Here is an 18212-nt window from a genome sequence, read left to right as displayed (position 1 = left end):
CACGTAGCAGAGGAGAATTTTTGTCACACGACACCCACGAGTTCTTTGACTTCGACGAGCAGGAGCCGCCCCGGCGCAGCAGAGCCGGTGGCTGGCGCATCGTGCTGGTCGTGCTCGTGGGCGTCGTGGTGGCACTGATTCTCGCCGTCGCGTCCCTGCTGTCCTTCGACAAGGCGGGGCGGCTCGCGGACTGGGCCGGGAACTCCATGGTGGTCTCCGGCACCTACCAGACCATGACCCACGATCTGGTGACCAAGGATTACAACGGTATTTACGCCGGCATCATGCCCGACAACGAGCTGCTCAAGGACCACCCGTTCGACAATGGGTTGAACGATCCGGCCCAGGCCGAGGGGGGCGAGCAGATCACGTTCCGGGGCACGGAGACCGGGCAACAGGACTCCGACTTCCCGGAGGCGGTGGACGCGCTCGTGGCCGTGGACGACGGTCAGTTGCGCATCATGGACACGGATGAGCCCGGCAGCTACGGCGAGGGCATTACCGATTCCACCGTGACGGGCCAGCGGGTGAAAGCGGGCGTTCTGGCGGCACTGTCGTTGCTGTCCGTTGCGGGCACGGTGTGGGGAGTGCGCGCCCTCAATCGCCGCGCGCGCTGACCGGATTACGGCAGCAACAGCAGCTTGCCCTGTGTTGCGCGGGATTCCAGGTCCATGTGAGCCCGGGACGCCTCGGCGAGGGGGTAGGTGCCGCCCACCCGCACCTTCAGGTCCCCGGCCACCACGGCGTCCGTGAGTTCCTTCCAGCGCCAGGTGCGTTCCTGCGCGTCACGGAGGTAGAACGCCAGCGACGGGCGGGTCAGGAACAGTGCACCCGACCCGTTGAGGCGCTGGATGTCGAACGGCGGAACTTGACCGGACGACCCACCGAACAGCACCACCGTGCCGCGTACGCGCGCGGCCTTCAGTGACTCGTCAAAGGTGCTCTTGCCCACAGAGTCGTACACCACGTCCGCGCCGCGGCCGTCCGTGAGGTCTCGGACCCTGTCCGCGAAACCCTCGTAACCCAGGACGTGATCGGCGCCCAACTCACGCGCCGTGGTCGCCTTTTCCTCGGTCGAGGTCAACGCAATGACCGTGGCACCAATGCGCTTCATGAGCTGAATGGCGAGCCCGCCCACGCCGCCGGAGGCAGCGGTGATCACGGCGGTGTGCTCGGGCTTGAGCTCGAACGTGGAGCGCACCAGGTAGTGGGCGGTGAGTCCCTGCAGGGGGAGGGCGGCGGCGTCGTGATCGGACATGCCGTCCGGAACCGGCATGGCCTTTTCCGCGTCGACCACGAAGTACTGGGCGTAGGTGCGGATGGCTTCCGAGGTGGCCACCCGCTGCCCCACCGACACCGACGTGACGTCCTCACCCACGGCGCTCACCACGCCGGCGCCCTCGGAACCGGGAGTGAACGGGTGATCCACGGAGTACACGCCCTCGCGCTGGTACGTCTCGATGAAGTTCACCCCCGTTGCCGCGGTGCGCACCAAGACCTGTCCGGGTCCGGGCCTGGGGATCTCCACGTCGTCCGGTTGTAGGACGTCCGGGCCGCCGCTTTCCCGCGCGGCAATGGCTTTCATGGTGTCGTTCACGCTGTCTCCTCCGGGCGCGAGCGCGCCGGTAGTCAATGGGTACGGTCAGTCTTACGCTCCACACCGATCGGTTCAACCCCGGTTGCGCCAACTCCTCGACGCTCGGTGCTGCCCGGAACGCAAAATGTATAAATATCGGGCACACTGTATATCCATGCGGTATGCTGACCGGTATGACGTACACCGCAGCTGTTTCAGGAGCCACCGGCTACGCGGGCGGAGAGGTCCTGCGCCTGCTCGCCGGCCACCCGGACATCACCGTGTCCACCGTGACCGGTCACTCCACGGCGGGTCAGCGACTGGGGGCCCTGCAGCCGCATCTGCATGCGCTGGCCGAGATGGAGGTCGTCGAGACCAGTCCCGAGAACCTGTCCGGTCATGACATCGTCTTCTTGGCCCTGCCGCACGGCCAGTCGGCGGAGATCGCCGCGCAGCTGCCGGAGAACACCGTGGTCGTGGATGCCGGTGCGGACCATCGGTTGGAATCCACCGAAGCCTGGGACACGTTCTACGGTGGTAGCCACGCCGGTCATTGGCCCTACGGTCTGCCCGAGCTCATCATCGCTGCCAACGGGACCAAACAGCGGGAGAAACTCGGCGGCACCACGCGCATCGCCGTGCCCGGATGCTATCCCACGGGTTCTTTGCTGGCGCTGGCGCCGGCGGTCGCCGCGGGGCTCGTGTCCACGCGCGACATCGTGATTGTCTCCGCTTCCGGTACCTCCGGTGCGGGTAAAGCCGCCAAGCCGCATCTGCTCGGGGCGGAGGTGATGGGCAGCATGTCCCCGTACGGCGTGGGCGGCGGTCATCGCCACACGCCGGAGATCGAGCAGGGGCTGGGCTGGGCCTCGGGCCAGGATGTCAGCATCTCGTTCACGCCCACGCTCGCTCCCATGCCCCGCGGGATCCTGACCACAGCCACGGCGCCGTTGGCCAAGGGCACCACGCTCGAGTCGGCACTGGCGACCTACCGGGAGGCCTACGCGGACGAACCGTTCATCACCGTGCTGCCCCGGGGCCAGTGGCCTACCACCAAGTCCGTGGTCGGATCCAACCACGTGGCACTGCAACTCGCGGTGGACCCGCACGCCAACAGGCTGATCGTCAGCGCGGTGCTGGACAACCTCACCAAGGGCACGGCCGGCGGCGCCGTTCAGTCCGTCAACATCGCACTGGGCCTGCCGGAAACAGCGGGACTTCACCTCCAGGGTCTCGCTCCCTGAGCCAGCACTGAGATGCGGCGCGTCCGACGCCGCTCGCTTACAGCGCCCACGCCCCTCACCTTTGACGCTCCCAGGAGTTCTCATGCAATCCCACAACCCCGTTCCCGACATCACGGTGGACACGACCTATGGCGTGTGCGCCGCTGCCGGTTTCCGTGCCGCCGGTGTGGAGGCCGGCTTCAAGGCCTCCGGTGGCAAGGATCTGGCCCTGGTCGTCAACGACGGCCCGGAGTTCGCCGCCGCGGCCGTGTTTACCTCCAACCGCGTGGCCGCCGCACCCGTGCACTGGTCCCGCGAAGTCATCCGCCAGGGCACCTCCCACGCGGTGATTCTCAACTCCGGGGGAGCCAATGCATGCACCGGCACCCGGGGGTTCCAGAACACCCATGAAACGGCGGAGCTGGTGGCCGATCGTTTGGACGTGGGCGCCGGCGACGTCCTCGTGTGTTCGACCGGTCTGATCGGCGAGCAACTGCCCATGGACGTGATGCGGGCGGGAATCCCGGCGTTGACCGACGCGCTCGCGGCCGGGCCCGAGGCGGGCCAGGCCGCCGCGGAGGCCATCATGACCACCGACTCCGTCTCCAAACAGGCGTGCGCCGCGCGAGACGGCTGGACTGTCGGAGGCATCGCCAAGGGGGCGGGCATGCTCGCGCCGGGGCTGGCGACCATGCTCGTGGTCATCACCACGGATGCGAAACTGCCCTCCGAGGTCCTGGGCCGCGCTCTGCGCGAGGCCTGCCGCGTGACGTTCAACCGCACGGACTCGGACGGCTGCATGTCCACCAATGACACGGTGACTCTCATGTCATCCGGGGCCTCCGGGACCACCGCGGACGAAGTGGAGTTCACCCGTGCGCTCACCGCCGTGTGCCACAGTTTGGCCCAGCAACTGATCACCGACGCCGAGGGTGCCTCCCACGACATTGCGATCACCACCGTGGGAGCGGCCACCGAGACCGAGGCGGAGGACGTCTCCCGCGCGGTGTCCCGTTCCGCCCTGCTCAAGACCGCGGTGTTCGGCAACGACCCCAACTGGGGCCGGGTGCTCTCGGCCGTGGGTACCACGAGCGCGCAGTTCGATCCGGACCGGATCGACGTGACCATCAACGGGGTCATGGTGTGCCGCAACGGGGCCATCGGGGACTCCCGTGACACCGTGGACATGGCCGCCGCCCGCGCCGTGGACATTGTCATCGACCTGAAGGCCGGCAATCACCAGGCCACGGTGTGGAGCAACGACCTCACCCACGATTACGTTGAGGAGAACAGCGCGTACTCCAGCTGACGCGCGCCCGTCATGTCACGTTTCAGCGATAACACCCGGTACGAAACCGCCCAGACCAAGGCGGAAACACTTATGGAGGCCCTGCCCTGGATCCAGCGCTACGCCGGGTCCGTCATGGTCTTCAAGTACGGCGGCAACGCCATGATCAATGACGATCTGCGCCGCGCCTTTGCGGAGGACATGGTCTTTCTGCGTCACGTGGGCATCAAGCCCGTGGTCGTCCACGGCGGCGGCCCCCAGATCAGCGCCATGTTGTCCACCCTGAACATCCCGTCCGAGTTCAAGGACGGGTTGCGCGTGACCTCTCGCGAGGCCATGGGTGTGATCCGCATGGTGCTCACCGGCCAGGTGGGGCGTGAACTCGTGGGTCTCATCAACGCGCACGGCCCGTACGCCGTGGGCATGTCCGGTGAGGATGCCGGGCTGTTGCAGGCACGCAGGATCCGCACGGGTTCCGACGGTCAGCCGCTGGACCTCGGCCTGGTGGGGACCGTAGAGAAGGTCAATACCGCGGCCGTCGAACAGCTCATCGACATCGGAAAGATCCCGGTGATCGCCTCGATCGCGCCCGAGCTGGCCGATGATCCGGCCGCCTCGGACGGTTCCGGCGATCTCACGGGTGAGGTGCTCAACGTCAATGCGGACACCGCCGCGGCCGAGGTCGCCGTGGCCCTGGGAGCCGAGAAGTTCGTGGCCTTGACGGACGTTGAGGGTGTCTACGCGAACTGGCCGGACAAGTCCTCCCTGATTTCCTCACTGACCACCACCGAGCTGCGGGACATGCTGCCGGGGCTCGAATCCGGCATGATCCCCAAAATGCAGGCGGCCCTGCGCGCCGTGGACAACGGTGTGCCGCGGGCATCCATTGTGGACGGGCGCTCCGCGCACTCGTCACTGCTGGAACTTTTCACGGACACGGGCATCGGCACCGAGGTCACCCCGGACGGAGACAAGCAATGAGCGACTCACAGAACGAACTGCTTCAGGACTACAAGGACAACCTGCTGGGTGTTTTCGGGGATCCCGCCCTGGTGCTCACCGAGGGCCAGGGCGTCCATGTGAAGGACGCCAACGGCAAGCGCTACCTCGACCTGCTCGGCGGAATTGCCGTGAACTCCATTGGTTATGCACACCCGGCATGGGTGACGGCGGTCAGCGAGCAAGCGGGCAGGCTCGCGCACATCTCCAACCTGTTCACCTCGCCGCAGGGGATCTCCCTTGCGCATCAGCTGCTTGAGCTGACCGGCGCGCCCGAGGGATCCCACGTCTTCTTCGCCAATTCGGGATCCGAGGCCAACGAGGCGGCCTTCAAGCTCGCCCGCCGGCACGGTGCAGCCCACCCCGGTCCCGACGGCGCCCCGCGCACCCGGGTGCTCGCGCTCGAGAACGCCTTCCACGGCCGCACCATGGGCTCGTTGGCCCTCACCGCCAAGGAGGCCTACCGCGCGCCTTTCGAACCGTTGCCCGGGGGAGTCACCCACATTCCGGCGACCATCGAGGCGCTCGAGAAGGAGCTGGACGGCACCGTATCGGCGCTCATCGTGGAACCGGTGCAGGGCGAATCGGGTGTGCACGCTCTGCCCGAGGGGTTCCTGACCCGCGCGCGCGAACTGACCCGCGAACACCGGGCCCTCTTGATCGTGGATGAGGTGCAGTCCGGCATCGGACGCACCGGGCAGTGGCTGGCAGCCACGGCCCAGCTGCCCGAGCGCGAGTTCCCGGACGCCGTCACCCTGGCCAAAGGGCTCGGCGGCGGCTTTCCCATCGGGGCCATGATCACCGCGGGTGCGGAGGTGTCGAATCTTTTGACCGCGGGCCAGCACGGCACCACGTTCGGTGGCAACCCCCTGGCGACCGCGGCGGCGTCGGCCACGCTGGACGTCATCAAGAACGACGGTCTGCTGGGCAATGCCTCGGCCGTGGGCGCGCACCTGGCGGCCGCGTTGAAGGACCAGTCGGACGTGCGCGAAGTGCGGCAACACGGCCTGCTGATCGGCATCGATCTGGTCCAGGACTCGCCGGAGCAGGCTCTTGCCCCCGCCGTGGTCACCGCGGCCCGCAAGGCCGGATTCATCATCAATGCGACGGGCCCCGCAACCGTGCGCCTCGCCCCGCCGCTGATCATCACCACGGCGGACACCGACAGTTTTGTCGCGGCTCTTCCGGGCATCATCGGCGCTGCCCGCGCCGAGCTCGCCGGTTCATAACAGACGTCATTCATTCGCAGGAGGAAACCACGTGTTGCGTCATTTTCTGGTCGATACCGATCTGAACCCCCAGGAACAGGAACAGGTCCTGGAGCTGGCCGCGGCGTTGAAAGCCGATCGGTTCAGCCGCCGTCCCCTGGCCGGGCCGCAAACCGTGGGTGTCATTTTCGACAAGACCTCCACGCGCACCAGGGTGTCCTTTGCGACCGGGATAGCAGACCTGGGCGGCAATCCGCTCATCATCAACCCGGGGGAGTCCCAGCTGGGTCATAAGGAGACCATCGCGGACAGCTCCCGCGTGTTCTCCCGCATGCTCGCCGCCGTCGTGTGGCGCACCTTCGACCAGTCAGGGTTGGAAGAGATGGCCGAGCACAGCACCGTGCCGGTGATCAACGGACTCTCCGACGACTACCATCCGTGCCAGATCCTCGCGGACCTGCTCACACTCCGCGAGCGGTTCGGTGACGTCAAGGGCCGCACGCTGACCTACGTGGGTGACGCCGCCAACAACATGGCCAATTCCTACATGCTCGGTTGCGCCACCGCGGGCATGCACGTGCGCATTTCCGGCCCCGCCTCACACCTGCCCAGCCAGGATGTTGTCGACGCCGCCCGCGAACGCGCCGCGGAGACCGGCGGCTCCGTGGTGGTCACCACCGACATGGGTGAAGCGCTCGCGGGCGCGCACGCGGTGGTCACCGACACGTGGGTGTCCATGGGACAGGAGGCCGAGAAGGCCGAGCGCGCCGAGATCTTCCGACCCTACTCCGTGACGACCGAGGCCATGGCGCAGGCCGCCGAGAACGCGGTGTTCCTGCACTGCCTGCCCGCGTACCGCGGTATTGAGGTCGAGGCGGAGGTGATCGACGGCCCGGCATCGCTGGTCTGGGACGAGGCCGAGAACCGCGTGCATGCCCAGAAGGCGCTGCTCACGTGGCTGTTGGACTCCTCGGGGCTGTCCGCGGATCGGCCCCGGTCACTGCGCCGCGCCGGGGGGCGGCAGTGAGCATTCCCACCACCAAGACCGCCCGGCAGGCCCGCATCATCGAGTTGGTGATCGGCGGGGACGTCCACTCCCAAGCGGAGCTGGCCGACCTGCTTGCCGCCGACGGCGTTCAGGTCACCCAGGCCACGCTGTCCCGCGACCTCGTCGAACTCGAAGCCGTGCGGGTGCGCTCCCCGGAAGGTGGGCTGGTCTATGCGGTTCCCCAGGCGGGCGCGGATCGCTCACCCGCGAGCGGTATCACCCGGGAAACCCTGGACGCGCGCCTCGCCGGACTGTGCAAGGACCTGTTGGTCACTGCGGAAGCGAGTGCGAACTTGGTGATCCTGCGCACCCCGCCCGGAGCCGCCCAGTACTTCGCCTCCGCGATCGACCATTCGGTGCTCCCGGACATCCTGGGCACCATTGCCGGGGACGACACCATCATGATCGTCTGTCGGGATCCCCGCGGCGGGGGAGCCGTGGCCCAGAAATTCCTGGACCTGGCCCGCTGAACCGAGACGCCCGGATCCGCCGTGGTTAGGACTCGCGGGGTTCGAACTCCTGGAGCACGGGCAACAGGTTTTCCTGCCCGAACACCTTGGCCACGTCCTGGGCGTGCTGGTTACCCGTGGCCTGACCCGCGCCGGCTTCCAAAAGCCTGCGCGTAATGGGCTCATTGCCGCGGAACACCGCGCAGAGTAACGCGGTGAACCCCGCGTCGCTCACGCGCTCGGTGTCCGCACCGTGGTCCAGGAGCATGAACACGGTCTCTTCCTGCTCCTGGTAGGCCGCCAGGTTCAGCAGCGTGTCGCCCTTTGCATTGGTCAGGTTGGCCGGAACACCCGCCGCGAGTGCCTCCCTCAAGAAGTCGTTCCTACCCTCGCGGGCCGCGTCGAAGAGGGACGTGACATATTCGATTTCTTCGTCGCTCAACTGCGGCTGCTGGGCATTGTTCTCCGATGCGGACACGGGCGGTTCCTCCTGAACGATCTGACATGACGGGGCATCTCCGAGCTCGGGGAGCCACCAGAACAGTGTCCCATGGCACTGCGACATGCTGGTGGCGACCACGGAGCGTCGCGTTGACTCTGTTACCCGATACTGGCAGTCTCATGTGTCACAGATCACTACAGCTATCGGGAGATTATTCATGTCCAACGTGGCCACCCTGCTCACTGATTCCGCCGGCCGTTTTCCGGAGCGCCCCGTGATCATCCTGGATGACACCCGGGTCACCTACGCGCAACTCAACGACCTCTCGGCACGGGCGGCCACGATGCTCAAGGCGCAGGGGATCAAGCCGGGTGACCGCGTGGCCATGGTTATGCCCAATGTCCCCCACATGCCCGTGCTGTACTACGCGATTTTGCGTATCGGAGCCATCGTGGTTCCTCTCAACCCGCTGTTGACCCCGCGGGAGCTCAGCTACCACTTCACCAACGCCGAGGTTTCCGCGGTGTTGACGTGGGAGGCCATGATCGAGCCCAGTCGGCAGGCCGCCAAGGACGTCGGTGACATCCCGGTGGTGGCCATTGGTGCGCAGGAGACCCTTCAGGAGCTACAGGGTGTGGAACCCGACTACGACGTGGCCGAGGTCGCCGATAGCGACACCGCCGTGCTGCTGTACACCTCGGGCACCACGGGCAAACCCAAGGGCGCGGAGTTGACCCACCTCAATCTACGGTCGAACGCCATCATGTCCGCCAACGGATTTTCCCTGACCGAAGAGGATGTGAAGTTCGGTGGACTTCCGTTCTTCCACGTGTTCGGCCAGACCGTTGCGCTCAACGGAGTTGTTTCCGCGGGTGCCTCCGTCACGTTGCTGCCCCGATTCGACCCGATCAAGGCCCTGGAGATCCTGCGCCGGGACAAGGTCACCGTGTTCGTGGGTGTACCCAGCATGTATGTTGCCCTGCTGCATGCCGTGAATCAGATCGGGCCGGAAGCGGTGGAGGGCATCAACCTGCGGGCGACTCTCTCTGGTGGTTCGCCCATGCCCGTCGAAGTTCTCGAAAAGTTCGAGAAGGTCTTCAACACGACCGTGCACGAGGGCTATGGATTGTCGGAAACGTCACCGGTGGTCTCGCTGAATCAACCCGACGGAATTCGCAAACCCGGTTCCATCGGGACCCCGGTGGACGGAGCGGAACTGGACATCGTGGACGGTCAGGACCAACCGGTCGCCACCGGCGATGTGGGGGAGTTGGTGGTCCGGGGGCAGTACGTGATGAAGGGATACTGGCGCAATCCCGGGGCCACGGAAGCGGCCATTCGAGACGGCTGGTTCCACACCGGGGACATGGCACGCCGGGACGATGACGGCGTGTACTACATCGTGGACCGCAAGAAGGACATGATCCTGCGCGGCGGTTACAACGTGTATCCCCGCGAGATCGAGGAGGTCCTGTACCAGTTCCCCGGCGTGGTGGAAGCCGCCGTGCTGGGCGTGCCGGACGAGAAACACGGGGAGGAGGTGGGCGCCGTCGTCGTTTTCGACCCCAAGGAACTGGGCGAGCGCAGCGTCGAGGACGTGACCAAGGAGCTGGATGCGTTCGTCCAGGAACGTGTGGCCAAGTACAAGTACCCCCGGCACTACAAGGTGCTGGACGAGCTCCCCAAGGGCCCCACCGGCAAAATCCTCAAGCGCGAACTCACCCTCAATGCATAATTAAAGGAACTCCTGTATAGTCATGCATTGAGGTGCGGGCCTGATCCCCGCGCAAAGTTTTCGTCGTGCAGCAAAGTGAGGAGAGCACCGTGAGTGATCGCGTTGTGTTGGCATACTCCGGAGGTCTCGATACTTCCGTGGCTATCGGGTGGATCGGTGAAGCCACGGGTGCCGAGGTCATTGCCGTGGCCGTTGACGTGGGCCAGGGCGGCGAGGATCTGGAGACCATTCGCCAGCGCGCCCTGGACTGCGGCGCGGTCGAGGCCTACGTGGCCGATGCCCGGGACGAGTTCGCCGATGAATACTGCATGCCGGCCTTGAAGGCCAACGGCATGTACATGGATGCGTACCCGCTGGTGTCTGCCGTCTCCCGCCCCGTGATCGTCAAGCACTTGGTCAAGGCGGCCAAGCAGTTCGGTGCCACCACCGTGGCTCACGGTTGCACCGGTAAGGGCAACGATCAGGTTCGCTTCGAAGTCGGTATCCAGACCCTGGGCCCGGACCTCAAGTGCATCGCCCCGGTCCGCGACCTGGCCCTGACCCGTGAAAAGGCCATTGCCTATGCGGAGAAGAACAACCTGCCGATCGTCACGACCAAGAAGAACCCCTTCTCGATCGACCAGAACGTGTGGGGCCGCGCCGTGGAGACCGGCTTCCTGGAGGACATCTGGAACGGTCCCACCAAGGACGTCTACGACTACACGGACGACCCCACGTTCCCGCCGCCCGCGGACGAGCTCATCATCACCTTCAAGGAGGGTGTCCCGGTCGCGATCGACGACAAGCCGGTGACTGCGTTGCAGGCGATCCAGGAACTCAACCGCCGGGCCGGTGCTCAGGGTGTGGGCCGGATTGACATTGTCGAGGACCGTTTGGTGGGGATCAAGTCCCGTGAGATCTACGAGGCCCCCGGTGCCATGACCCTGATCGCGGCGCACCGCGAACTCGAGAACGTGACGCTCGAACGTGAGCAGGCCCGGTTCAAGAAGACCGTGGATCAGCGCTGGACCGAACTGGTCTACGACGGTCAGTGGTTCTCGCCGCTGAAGAAGTCCCTGGACGTCTTCGTGGACGACACCCAGAAGTACGTCAACGGTGACATTCGTATCGAGCTGCATGCCGGCCGCGCCACCGTGACCGGTCGCCGTTCGGACACCGGCCTGTACGACTTCAACCTGGCCACCTACGACGAAGGTGACTCCTTCGACCAGTCCAATGCCCGCGGCTTCATCGAGCTGTTCGGCATGTCGTCAAAGGTTGCTTCCCAGCGCGAACAGCGCTTGGCGGGAGAGTACTAAACGACATAGCCGCATCATGACCGGCCGGGCTCCTAGACTGGAGCCCGGCCGGATTCACGCCCGGAATAGTCACGGACGGCCCGGACCCAGTGCCGGTAGCGTCGACCCGGGACCCGTTGGCGTCCCGGCACCGCAACCCCAACGAGCACCACCTCGCGAGCAAGGAGCAGCATGGCCCAGCACCAGCAGCACGGAACCAACGAGGGCGCCCTGTGGGGCGGTCGTTTTGCCGGCGGACCGGCGGATGCACTGGCCGCACTGAGTAAGTCCACGCAGTTCGACTGGCGGTTGGCTCCCTATGACATTGCGGGTTCCCGCGCTCATGCTCGCGTGCTCCACACGGCCGGACTGCTCAGGGCGGAAGAACTGGATGCCATGATTGCCGCGCTCGATCAGCTCGAGGCCGATGTCCGGTCCGGCGCCTATGCTCCCGCCGAATCTGATGAGGACGTGCACGGTTGCTTGGAACGCGGCCTCATCGAACGCGCCGGGCCCCAGCTGGGCGGCAAGCTGCGAGCCGGCCGTTCCCGCAACGACCAGATCGCCACGCTGGGTCGCATGTACCTGCGCGACCACGCGGCGATCATTGCCAAGGACCTGTTGGATGTCGTGCGAGCGCTGATCTCGCAGGCCGAGCGCTATCCGTACGCACCCATGCCGGGCCGCACCCACCTGCAACACGCCCAGCCCGTCCTGCTGTCCCATCACCTGCTCGCTCACGCGTGGGCGGTGCTGCGCGACGTGCAACGACTGGTGGACTGGGACAAGCGCGCGGCCGTGTCCCCCTACGGTTCCGGTGCGCTGGCCGGTTCCTCCCTGGGCCTGGACCCCAACGCCGTGGCCGCGGAGCTCGGTTTTGACTCCGCCGTGTTCAACTCGATCGACGGCACGGCCGCTCGGGACGTCTACGCCGAATTCGCCTGGGTCACCGCGATGGCCGCCGTGGATATCTCGCGCATGAGCGAAGAGGTCACCACGTGGGCCACCAAGGAATTCTCGTTCGTGACGCTGGACGATTCCTTCTCCACCGGATCCTCGATCATGCCGCAGAAGAAGAATCCCGACGTCGCCGAGCTCGCCCGCGGCAAGGCCGGCCGCCTCATCGGTGACCTCACCGGTCTGCTGGCCACGCTCAAGGGTCTGCCGCTGGCCTACAACCGCGACCTACAGGAGGACAAGGAACCGGTCTTCGACGCGATCGATCAACTCGAGGTCCTGTTGCCCGCCGTGTCCGGGATGATGGGCACGCTCGTTTTCCACCCCGAACGCCTGGCCGAGCTGGCCCCGCAGGGTTTCGCCCTGGCCACCGATGTTGCCGAATGGCTCGTCCGCCAGGGCGTCCCGTTCCGCGAGGCCCATGAGATCTCCGGGGACGCCGTACGCGTGTGTGAGGAAAACGGCATTGAGCTGTGGGACCTCACCGACGACCAGTTCACTCACATCTCGGAGCGCCTCAGCCCGCAGGTGCGCGAGGTGCTCACCGTCGAAGGATCCCTGAACTCGCGTAACTCGCAGGGCGGCACGGCGCCGGCCGCTGTGGCCGAGCAACTCGCAGAACTCAAGCGGCAGCTGGACGAACTGGCGGCTTTCGAGTCGCGCCGGGCGATCGTTTCCTGACGCGTCGGGTCCATGAATAATCCGCTCGAAGAACTCTTGTCCGCAACGGCGCCGGAGGCAGCTCCGGCGCTGCTGGGGGCTGTCCTGGTGCGTTGCGACCAGCAGGCCACTGTGGCGCTACGGCTGAGTGAGGTCGAGGCCTACGGTGGCCCGGCCGATTCCGACCTACCGGATCCAGGGGCGCACACCTATCGCGGCAGAACGGCCCGTAACGCGTCGATGTTCGGCCCTCCGGCCCACCTCTACGTGTACTTCACCTACGGTCTCCACCATGCGCTCAACCTGGTGTGTCGTCCCGACGAGCAGGCGGGCGGCTGCCTCATTCGCTCCGGGGAGGTCGTGGCGGGGGAGGACGCCGCGCGGCGTCGGCGTAGTGCCCACCGCGCCACCGAACCACCGCACGCGGGTCTGGCACGTGGGCCGGGCAACGTGGCCCAAGCGCTCGCCCTGGACCGCTCGGACGACGGCGCTCCCTTGCGTTACCTGGGTAGCTCCCCGGATCCCGTACTCGCCGCGCAGCGTCTCGTGACCGAGAACCCCGGGTATCCGAAACCCTGGACGGGGCTGTTCCTGCCGGGCCGCGCGGGGCAGCTGGAGGTTGTGAGGACCGCGCGCACCGGCGTTTCGGGGGAGGGCGGAACCGACGCTTTCCCATGGCGATTTGCGCTGAAACACGACCCAACGGTCTCTCCCTACCGAAAAGCGGCCGTCAAGAAACGAAGAACCCGCTTGTAGCAACCGCGTGAACGGCTCATGCGGTGACCGCGACGGATACGATGGTCCGGTGACTGAATCCGTAGAGCAGATGATTGACCGGTTGTGCGCCAAGATCCCGGACCACCCGGAACCGGGGGTGTTGTTCCGTGATCTCACGCCGCTGTTCGCGGACGGTGACGGATTCGCACGAACCGTGGATGCCCTAGCCGACGCCTTCCGGGGTCAGTACGACTGTGTGGCCGGGGTGGAAGCGCGCGGGTTCATGATTGCCTCCGCCGTGGCGTACGCCTCCGGGGTGGGCATTGTCCCCGTGCGGAAGAAGGGCAAACTGCCCCGGGAGACCATTTCGCAGCAGTACGACCTGGAATACGGCACCGAAACCCTGGAAATCCACACGGATGACGTGCCGCGGGGATCGCGGGTGCTCGTCCTCGATGATGTCCTGGCCACCGGCGGGACCCTGGGTGCCTCCGCCTCGCTGCTGACCCGCGCCGGGTTCAACGTGGCGGGCTTCGGCGTCATCATGGAACTCACCGCCCTGCGCGGCCGCGCGCAATTGGGCGGCCACCGGGTCCGCGCACTGCTGCGCGTCTGAATTTCTCTCCCCCCTGGCCTGTCGGGTCTCGGGAGCGCGATAGGATTGACGACCGCCGGTTATGGAACCGGCGGTCGTTTTCGTCCCCGTGAGGTGAATTGCGTGACCGAGTCCGCGTCAGACAGAACCGCCCAGCAGCTCGAGCTGGAACGGGCTTACGTTGCCCAGGCGTACGAGCGTCTCGACGAATTGCGCGTTGCCAACGGCCGTGAACTCTCCAAGGTGCGCCGCAGCGACTACGGCGGCGGCCACCAAGCGAAATCCGAACGCGATGCTTTCGCCAGTCATTACGAGGACCGCCTGACACAACTGGAATCGGTGGATGAACGCCTCGTTTTCGGACGCCTCGACACCGAGGACGACGAACGGTACTACGTGGGTCGACTGGGACTGGCCACCGAGGACCACCAACGCCTCGTGCTGGACTGGCGTGCGCGGGAAGCCGGCGCGTTCTACCAAGCAACCGCGCGCAACACTCAGGGGCTCGCGCGGCGTCGCCACCTGATCATGGAAAAACGTGCCGTCACCGCCATCGAGGACGACGTCTTCGACACCGATGCCGTGGAACGGGACGAGATCGTCAGGGGCGAGGGTGCGCTGCTCGCCGCGCTGAACAAGACCCGCACCGGTCGCATGAACGACATCGTCGCCACGATTCAGGCAGAACAGGACCGCATCATTCGCGCACCACTCAAAGGTGTGCGGGTGGTCCAGGGCGGACCCGGTACGGGAAAGACTGCGGTGGCCCTGCACCGCGCAGCCTATTTGCTCTACGAACACCGTGAACGCCTGGCGAAGTCGGGTGTGCTCATCGTGGGGCCGTCCTCCTCGTTCCTGTGGTACATCGAACGTGTGCTTCCCGCGCTGGGTGAGACCGGCGTGGTGATGTCCTCGCTGGCGGACCTGTACCCCGGTGTGCGCGGGCAGGTCGAACGAGACCCGTGGGCGGCGCGTTGGAAATCCGGTCTGCACATGGTGGACGTGATCAAGCGAGCCGTGGCCGACCGGCAGAAGGTCCCGGAGAAAAACCTCTGGCTCACCGTGGACGGTCACTCTGTACGGCTCAAGCCCTCGCTGGTGCGCCATGCCCGGGAACGGGCCCGCGCCACCGGCAAGCCCCACAACGAGGCGCGCGAGACGTTCGTGAAGACCATCATCAAGCAGCTTGCAGAGACGCTCGGCCAACAGCTCAATGACAAGGCCGGTTCCACCATGGATCGTTCTTACCTCAACGAGGATCTCCGGCAGTCGAGGGACGTTCGCGTGGCACTCAACCTGTTGTGGTTGCCGCTCACGCCGCAGCAGCTGGTGAGTCAGTTGTTCTCCAAGGAGAACTACTTGCGATCGGCGGCCCCCGATCTCGACGACGCCCAGATCGCCCGGGTGCTCCGTGCCCCGGACGCCCCGCTGACCGCAGCGGATGTTCCCCTGCTCGACGAAGCCGCCGAGCTTCTCGGTGACTTCGAGTCTGCGGGCATCAAGCTGCGAGGCCCGGCAGCCGAACAGCGCAAAGCCGCCGAGTCCGCCGAAAAGGTGCTCGCCACCATGGCGGAGGGCTTCGAGGACATCGGGGCCCAGGGCATCATCACGGTGGACCAGTTGACCACGTTGAACGAGGAGCCGGTGCGGCGAATGACCGCCGCCGAAGCCGCGTCCTCGGACCGGACGTGGGCCTACGGCCACGTGGTTGTGGACGAGGCGCAGGAGCTGTCCGCCATGCAGTGGCGCGTTCTCATGCGCCGGTGCCCCATGAAGTCGTTCACGGTGGTCGGGGACATCGCCCAAGCCGGTAATGCCGTCGCGGCGACCACGTGGGAGGACGCGTTGGAACCATTCGTAGGGGATCGCTTCAGCCTGGAGGAACTCACGGTCAACTACCGCACGCCCCAGCCCATTGCCGACGCCGCGGTGCGAGTTGCCCGCGCGGCGGGCCTGCGCGTGTCGGACCCGCGCGCGGTTCGTGACGGGGAAGAGCCCGTTCTGATTAACGTCGCCGGACGAGAAGAAGTGGCCGGTGCCGTGGTCGAGCAACTGCGCCAGGAACTCGAGCTGGTCGAAGGAGGACTGATCGGGGTCGTGTGCCCGGGCGACGCGATCGCGTCCGTGGCCGCCGCCCTTGATCAGGCGTTCCCGGGGTTGGTCGCCGCGGGGATGCGACGGCTGGATCGCCAAATCATGCTGCTCACCCCGTGGGATGCCAAGGGGCTGGAATTCGATTCCGTGGTGGTCGTAGAACCAGCAGACATCGCCAACGACTCGGCCGGGGGAGCGGGCAATCTGTACGTGGCCATGACACGGCCCACCCAGCGCCTGTACATGGTGGCCGCGCACGGCATGCCAGCGGGCCTGGACCAAACTCACGCGCCGGCGCAGGACTGATAACTTGGTCCTCGTGTCAACCACCGATCTGAGCAAGCAGCACAATGATCCGACCTTCGACTCCTTGTGGGAGGAGCTGAACTGGCGCGGACTCGTCCAGGTGTCCACGGACCCGCAATCCATCGAGGAAGCCCTCGCCTCGGGGCCGATCACGTACTACTGCGGATTCGATCCCACGGCGGCCTCCCTGCACCTGGGCCACCTGGTTCAGTTGTTGTTGCTGCGCCGGCTGCAACTGGGTGGGCACAACCCCATCGGCTTGGTCGGTGGATCTACCGGCTTGATCGGTGACCCGCGTCAGACCTCCGAACGAGTGCTGAATTCCCGCGAAACCGTGGCCGAGTGGGTTGAACTGTTGCGCGAACAGGTTCAGCGGTTCCTCTCCTTCGACGGGGAGAACGCCGCGCGCATGGTCAACAACCTGGACTGGACCTCGCAGATGTCCGCCATTGATTTCCTGCGGGACGTCGGCAAGAACTTCCGCGTGGGCACGATGATCAAGAAGGACATTGTCGCCAAACGGCTCAACTCGGACGAGGGCATTTCCTACACCGAGTTCAGCTACCAGATCCTGCAGGGTATGGATTTCCTGAACCTGTACCGCGAGTACGACTGCGTGCTGCAGACCGGTGGCTCCGATCAGTGGGGCAACCTGACCTCGGGTACCGAACTGGTCCGGAAGGTCGAGGGCGCCACCGTCCACGCAATCGGTACTCCGTTGATCACGAATTCGGACGGCACCAAGTTCGGTAAGTCCGAGGGCAACGCGATCTGGTTGAACCCCGAGCTCACCTCGCCGTACGCGTTCTACCAGTTCTGGCTCAACACCGCGGACGCAGATGTGGTGGACCGTCTCAAGGTCTTCACCTTCCGCACTCGAGAAGAAATCGAAGAGCTTGCTCGTCTCACGGAGACCGAACCGTACCGCCGTGAAGCGCAGAAGGCGTTGGCCTACGAGGTCAACACACTGGTTCACGGTGAAGATGCCACGCGCAAGGCCATTGCCGCATCGGCCGCCGTCTTCGGTAAAGGACAGTTCTCCGACCTCGACGAGGAAACCCTGGCGTCGGTCACTGCTGAACTGCCTCACGCTGAAGTCAACGCGGATCAAACCACAATCATTGATCTCCTCGTGGCCACGGGACTCTCCGAGTCCAAGTCCGCTGCCCGCCGCACGGTCAAGGAGGGTGGCGTTTCGGTCAACAACCAGAAGATCACCGACGGCGAGGCCGCACTGGAATCCGCCGACCTGTTGCACGGCCGGTTCGCGCTGTTGCGCAGGGGCAAAAAGAACCTCGCAGCGGTCACCGTCCGCTGAAACTCGCGCGGTCGCGGGGTTCTTGCGGAGGTTTTGCGCGGGTGCCGTTCCGTGTGTAATGTAGTCCGAGTCGCCGCGGGCAAGGCCGAAAGGCCAACGCAGCGGTGAACATCCCGTAAAGATCAGCACAGGTTGTTCCTGCGCCTTGTTCATGCGGAATCGAAAGCTGCCTGAAGTGGAAGCGTACCGACTTGGAACGTCAAGTTGACACGCCGAAACAGAAGGTACTACGATAGAAAAGTTGCTTCCGAGCGGAACCGAGAGGTTCGCCGCGGACAGCGAGAATTTCAACCAACGACAGGATCGCTGAGATCCGCCGT

Annotated in this window: 16 protein-coding genes; 14 read left to right on the top strand and 2 right to left on the bottom strand. The window is 65.7% G+C overall.

Annotation, left to right across the window (positions count from 1 at the left end; all coding sequences use genetic code 11):
• Positions 1–20: 20 nt before the first annotated feature.
• Positions 21–617 (top strand): hypothetical protein, encoded by a 597-nt coding sequence (locus AC3ENJ_RS03935; protein WP_431813153.1) that lies wholly within the window; start codon positions 21–23, stop codon positions 615–617.
• Between the two features lie 5 nt (positions 618–622).
• On the opposite strand, the gene AC3ENJ_RS03930 is transcribed toward AC3ENJ_RS03935, so the two are convergent.
• Positions 623–1597, bottom strand: a complete 975-nt coding sequence (locus AC3ENJ_RS03930; RefSeq protein ID WP_431813152.1) for a quinone oxidoreductase family protein — start codon at positions 1595–1597, stop codon at positions 623–625.
• 173 nt (positions 1598–1770) lie between these two features.
• Here AC3ENJ_RS03930 and argC point away from each other — a divergent pair, with 173 nt between their 5' ends.
• The 6 genes from argC to AC3ENJ_RS03900 all read left to right on the top strand — a co-directional run bounded on the left by argC (position 1771) and on the right by AC3ENJ_RS03900 (position 7812).
• On the top strand, positions 1771–2820 hold the full coding sequence (gene argC / locus AC3ENJ_RS03925; RefSeq protein WP_431813151.1) for an N-acetyl-gamma-glutamyl-phosphate reductase: 1050 nt from the start codon (positions 1771–1773) through the stop codon (positions 2818–2820).
• An 82-nt stretch (positions 2821–2902) separates the two neighbouring features.
• Positions 2903–4108: a bifunctional glutamate N-acetyltransferase/amino-acid acetyltransferase ArgJ gene (argJ, locus tag AC3ENJ_RS03920; RefSeq protein ID WP_431813150.1), complete on the top strand. Its 1206-nt coding sequence runs from the start codon at positions 2903–2905 to the stop codon at positions 4106–4108.
• A 12-nt stretch (positions 4109–4120) separates the two neighbouring features.
• Complete coding sequence (gene argB / locus AC3ENJ_RS03915; RefSeq protein WP_190781581.1) at positions 4121–5068, top strand: acetylglutamate kinase; 948 nt, start codon at positions 4121–4123, stop codon at positions 5066–5068.
• The gene (locus AC3ENJ_RS03910) at positions 5065–6315 is read left to right on the top strand and encodes an acetylornithine transaminase (RefSeq protein WP_431813149.1); all 1251 of its coding nucleotides are present in this window, start codon (positions 5065–5067) and stop codon (positions 6313–6315) included. The genes argB and AC3ENJ_RS03910 overlap by 4 nt, the downstream gene beginning before the upstream one ends.
• Positions 6316–6346: 31 nt before the next feature.
• Positions 6347–7321, top strand: coding sequence for an ornithine carbamoyltransferase (gene argF, locus AC3ENJ_RS03905; RefSeq protein WP_431813148.1), 975 nt, complete (start codon positions 6347–6349; stop codon positions 7319–7321).
• Entirely contained in the window at positions 7318–7812 is a 495-nt protein-coding gene (locus AC3ENJ_RS03900; RefSeq protein WP_190807534.1) for an arginine repressor, read from the top strand. Before argF ends, AC3ENJ_RS03900 begins: the two co-directional genes overlap by 4 nt.
• 25 nt (positions 7813–7837) lie before the next feature.
• Here the strand turns inward: AC3ENJ_RS03900 and AC3ENJ_RS03895 are convergent, their stop codons facing one another.
• Positions 7838–8269 (bottom strand): ankyrin repeat domain-containing protein, encoded by a 432-nt coding sequence (locus AC3ENJ_RS03895; protein WP_190781577.1) that lies wholly within the window; start codon positions 8267–8269, stop codon positions 7838–7840.
• Positions 8270–8450: 181 nt separating this feature from the next.
• Between AC3ENJ_RS03895 and AC3ENJ_RS03890 the strand changes: the two genes are divergently transcribed.
• The 7 genes from AC3ENJ_RS03890 to tyrS all read left to right on the top strand — a co-directional run bounded on the left by AC3ENJ_RS03890 (position 8451) and on the right by tyrS (position 17892).
• Positions 8451–9968 carry a long-chain-fatty-acid--CoA ligase gene (locus AC3ENJ_RS03890; RefSeq protein WP_190781576.1) on the top strand — a complete coding sequence of 506 codons (1518 nt, stop codon included), beginning with the start codon at positions 8451–8453 and terminating at the stop codon, positions 9966–9968.
• An 89-nt stretch (positions 9969–10057) separates the two neighbouring features.
• On the top strand, positions 10058–11266 hold the full coding sequence (locus AC3ENJ_RS03885) for an argininosuccinate synthase (RefSeq protein ID WP_190781575.1): 1209 nt from the start codon (positions 10058–10060) through the stop codon (positions 11264–11266).
• Between the two features lie 171 nt (positions 11267–11437).
• The gene (gene argH, locus AC3ENJ_RS03880; RefSeq protein ID WP_190807535.1) at positions 11438–12883 is read left to right on the top strand and encodes an argininosuccinate lyase; all 1446 of its coding nucleotides are present in this window, start codon (positions 11438–11440) and stop codon (positions 12881–12883) included.
• 12 nt (positions 12884–12895) lie between these two features.
• The gene (locus AC3ENJ_RS03875; protein WP_431813147.1) at positions 12896–13618 is read left to right on the top strand and encodes a DNA-3-methyladenine glycosylase; all 723 of its coding nucleotides are present in this window, start codon (positions 12896–12898) and stop codon (positions 13616–13618) included.
• Between the two features lie 49 nt (positions 13619–13667).
• The gene (locus AC3ENJ_RS03870; RefSeq protein WP_308495903.1) at positions 13668–14195 is read left to right on the top strand and encodes an adenine phosphoribosyltransferase; all 528 of its coding nucleotides are present in this window, start codon (positions 13668–13670) and stop codon (positions 14193–14195) included.
• A gap of 102 nt (positions 14196–14297) precedes the next feature.
• A complete protein-coding gene (locus AC3ENJ_RS03865) occupies positions 14298–16574 on the top strand; it encodes a HelD family protein (protein ID WP_431813146.1) in 2277 nt (758 codons plus the stop codon).
• A gap of 13 nt (positions 16575–16587) precedes the next feature.
• The gene (tyrS, locus tag AC3ENJ_RS03860; RefSeq protein WP_431813145.1) at positions 16588–17892 is read left to right on the top strand and encodes a tyrosine--tRNA ligase; all 1305 of its coding nucleotides are present in this window, start codon (positions 16588–16590) and stop codon (positions 17890–17892) included.
• Positions 17893–18212: the final 320 nt, after the last annotated feature.

The organism is Kocuria sp. cx-455 (assembly GCF_057707085.1).
This window is presented reverse-complemented; position numbering and strand designations above follow the sequence as displayed.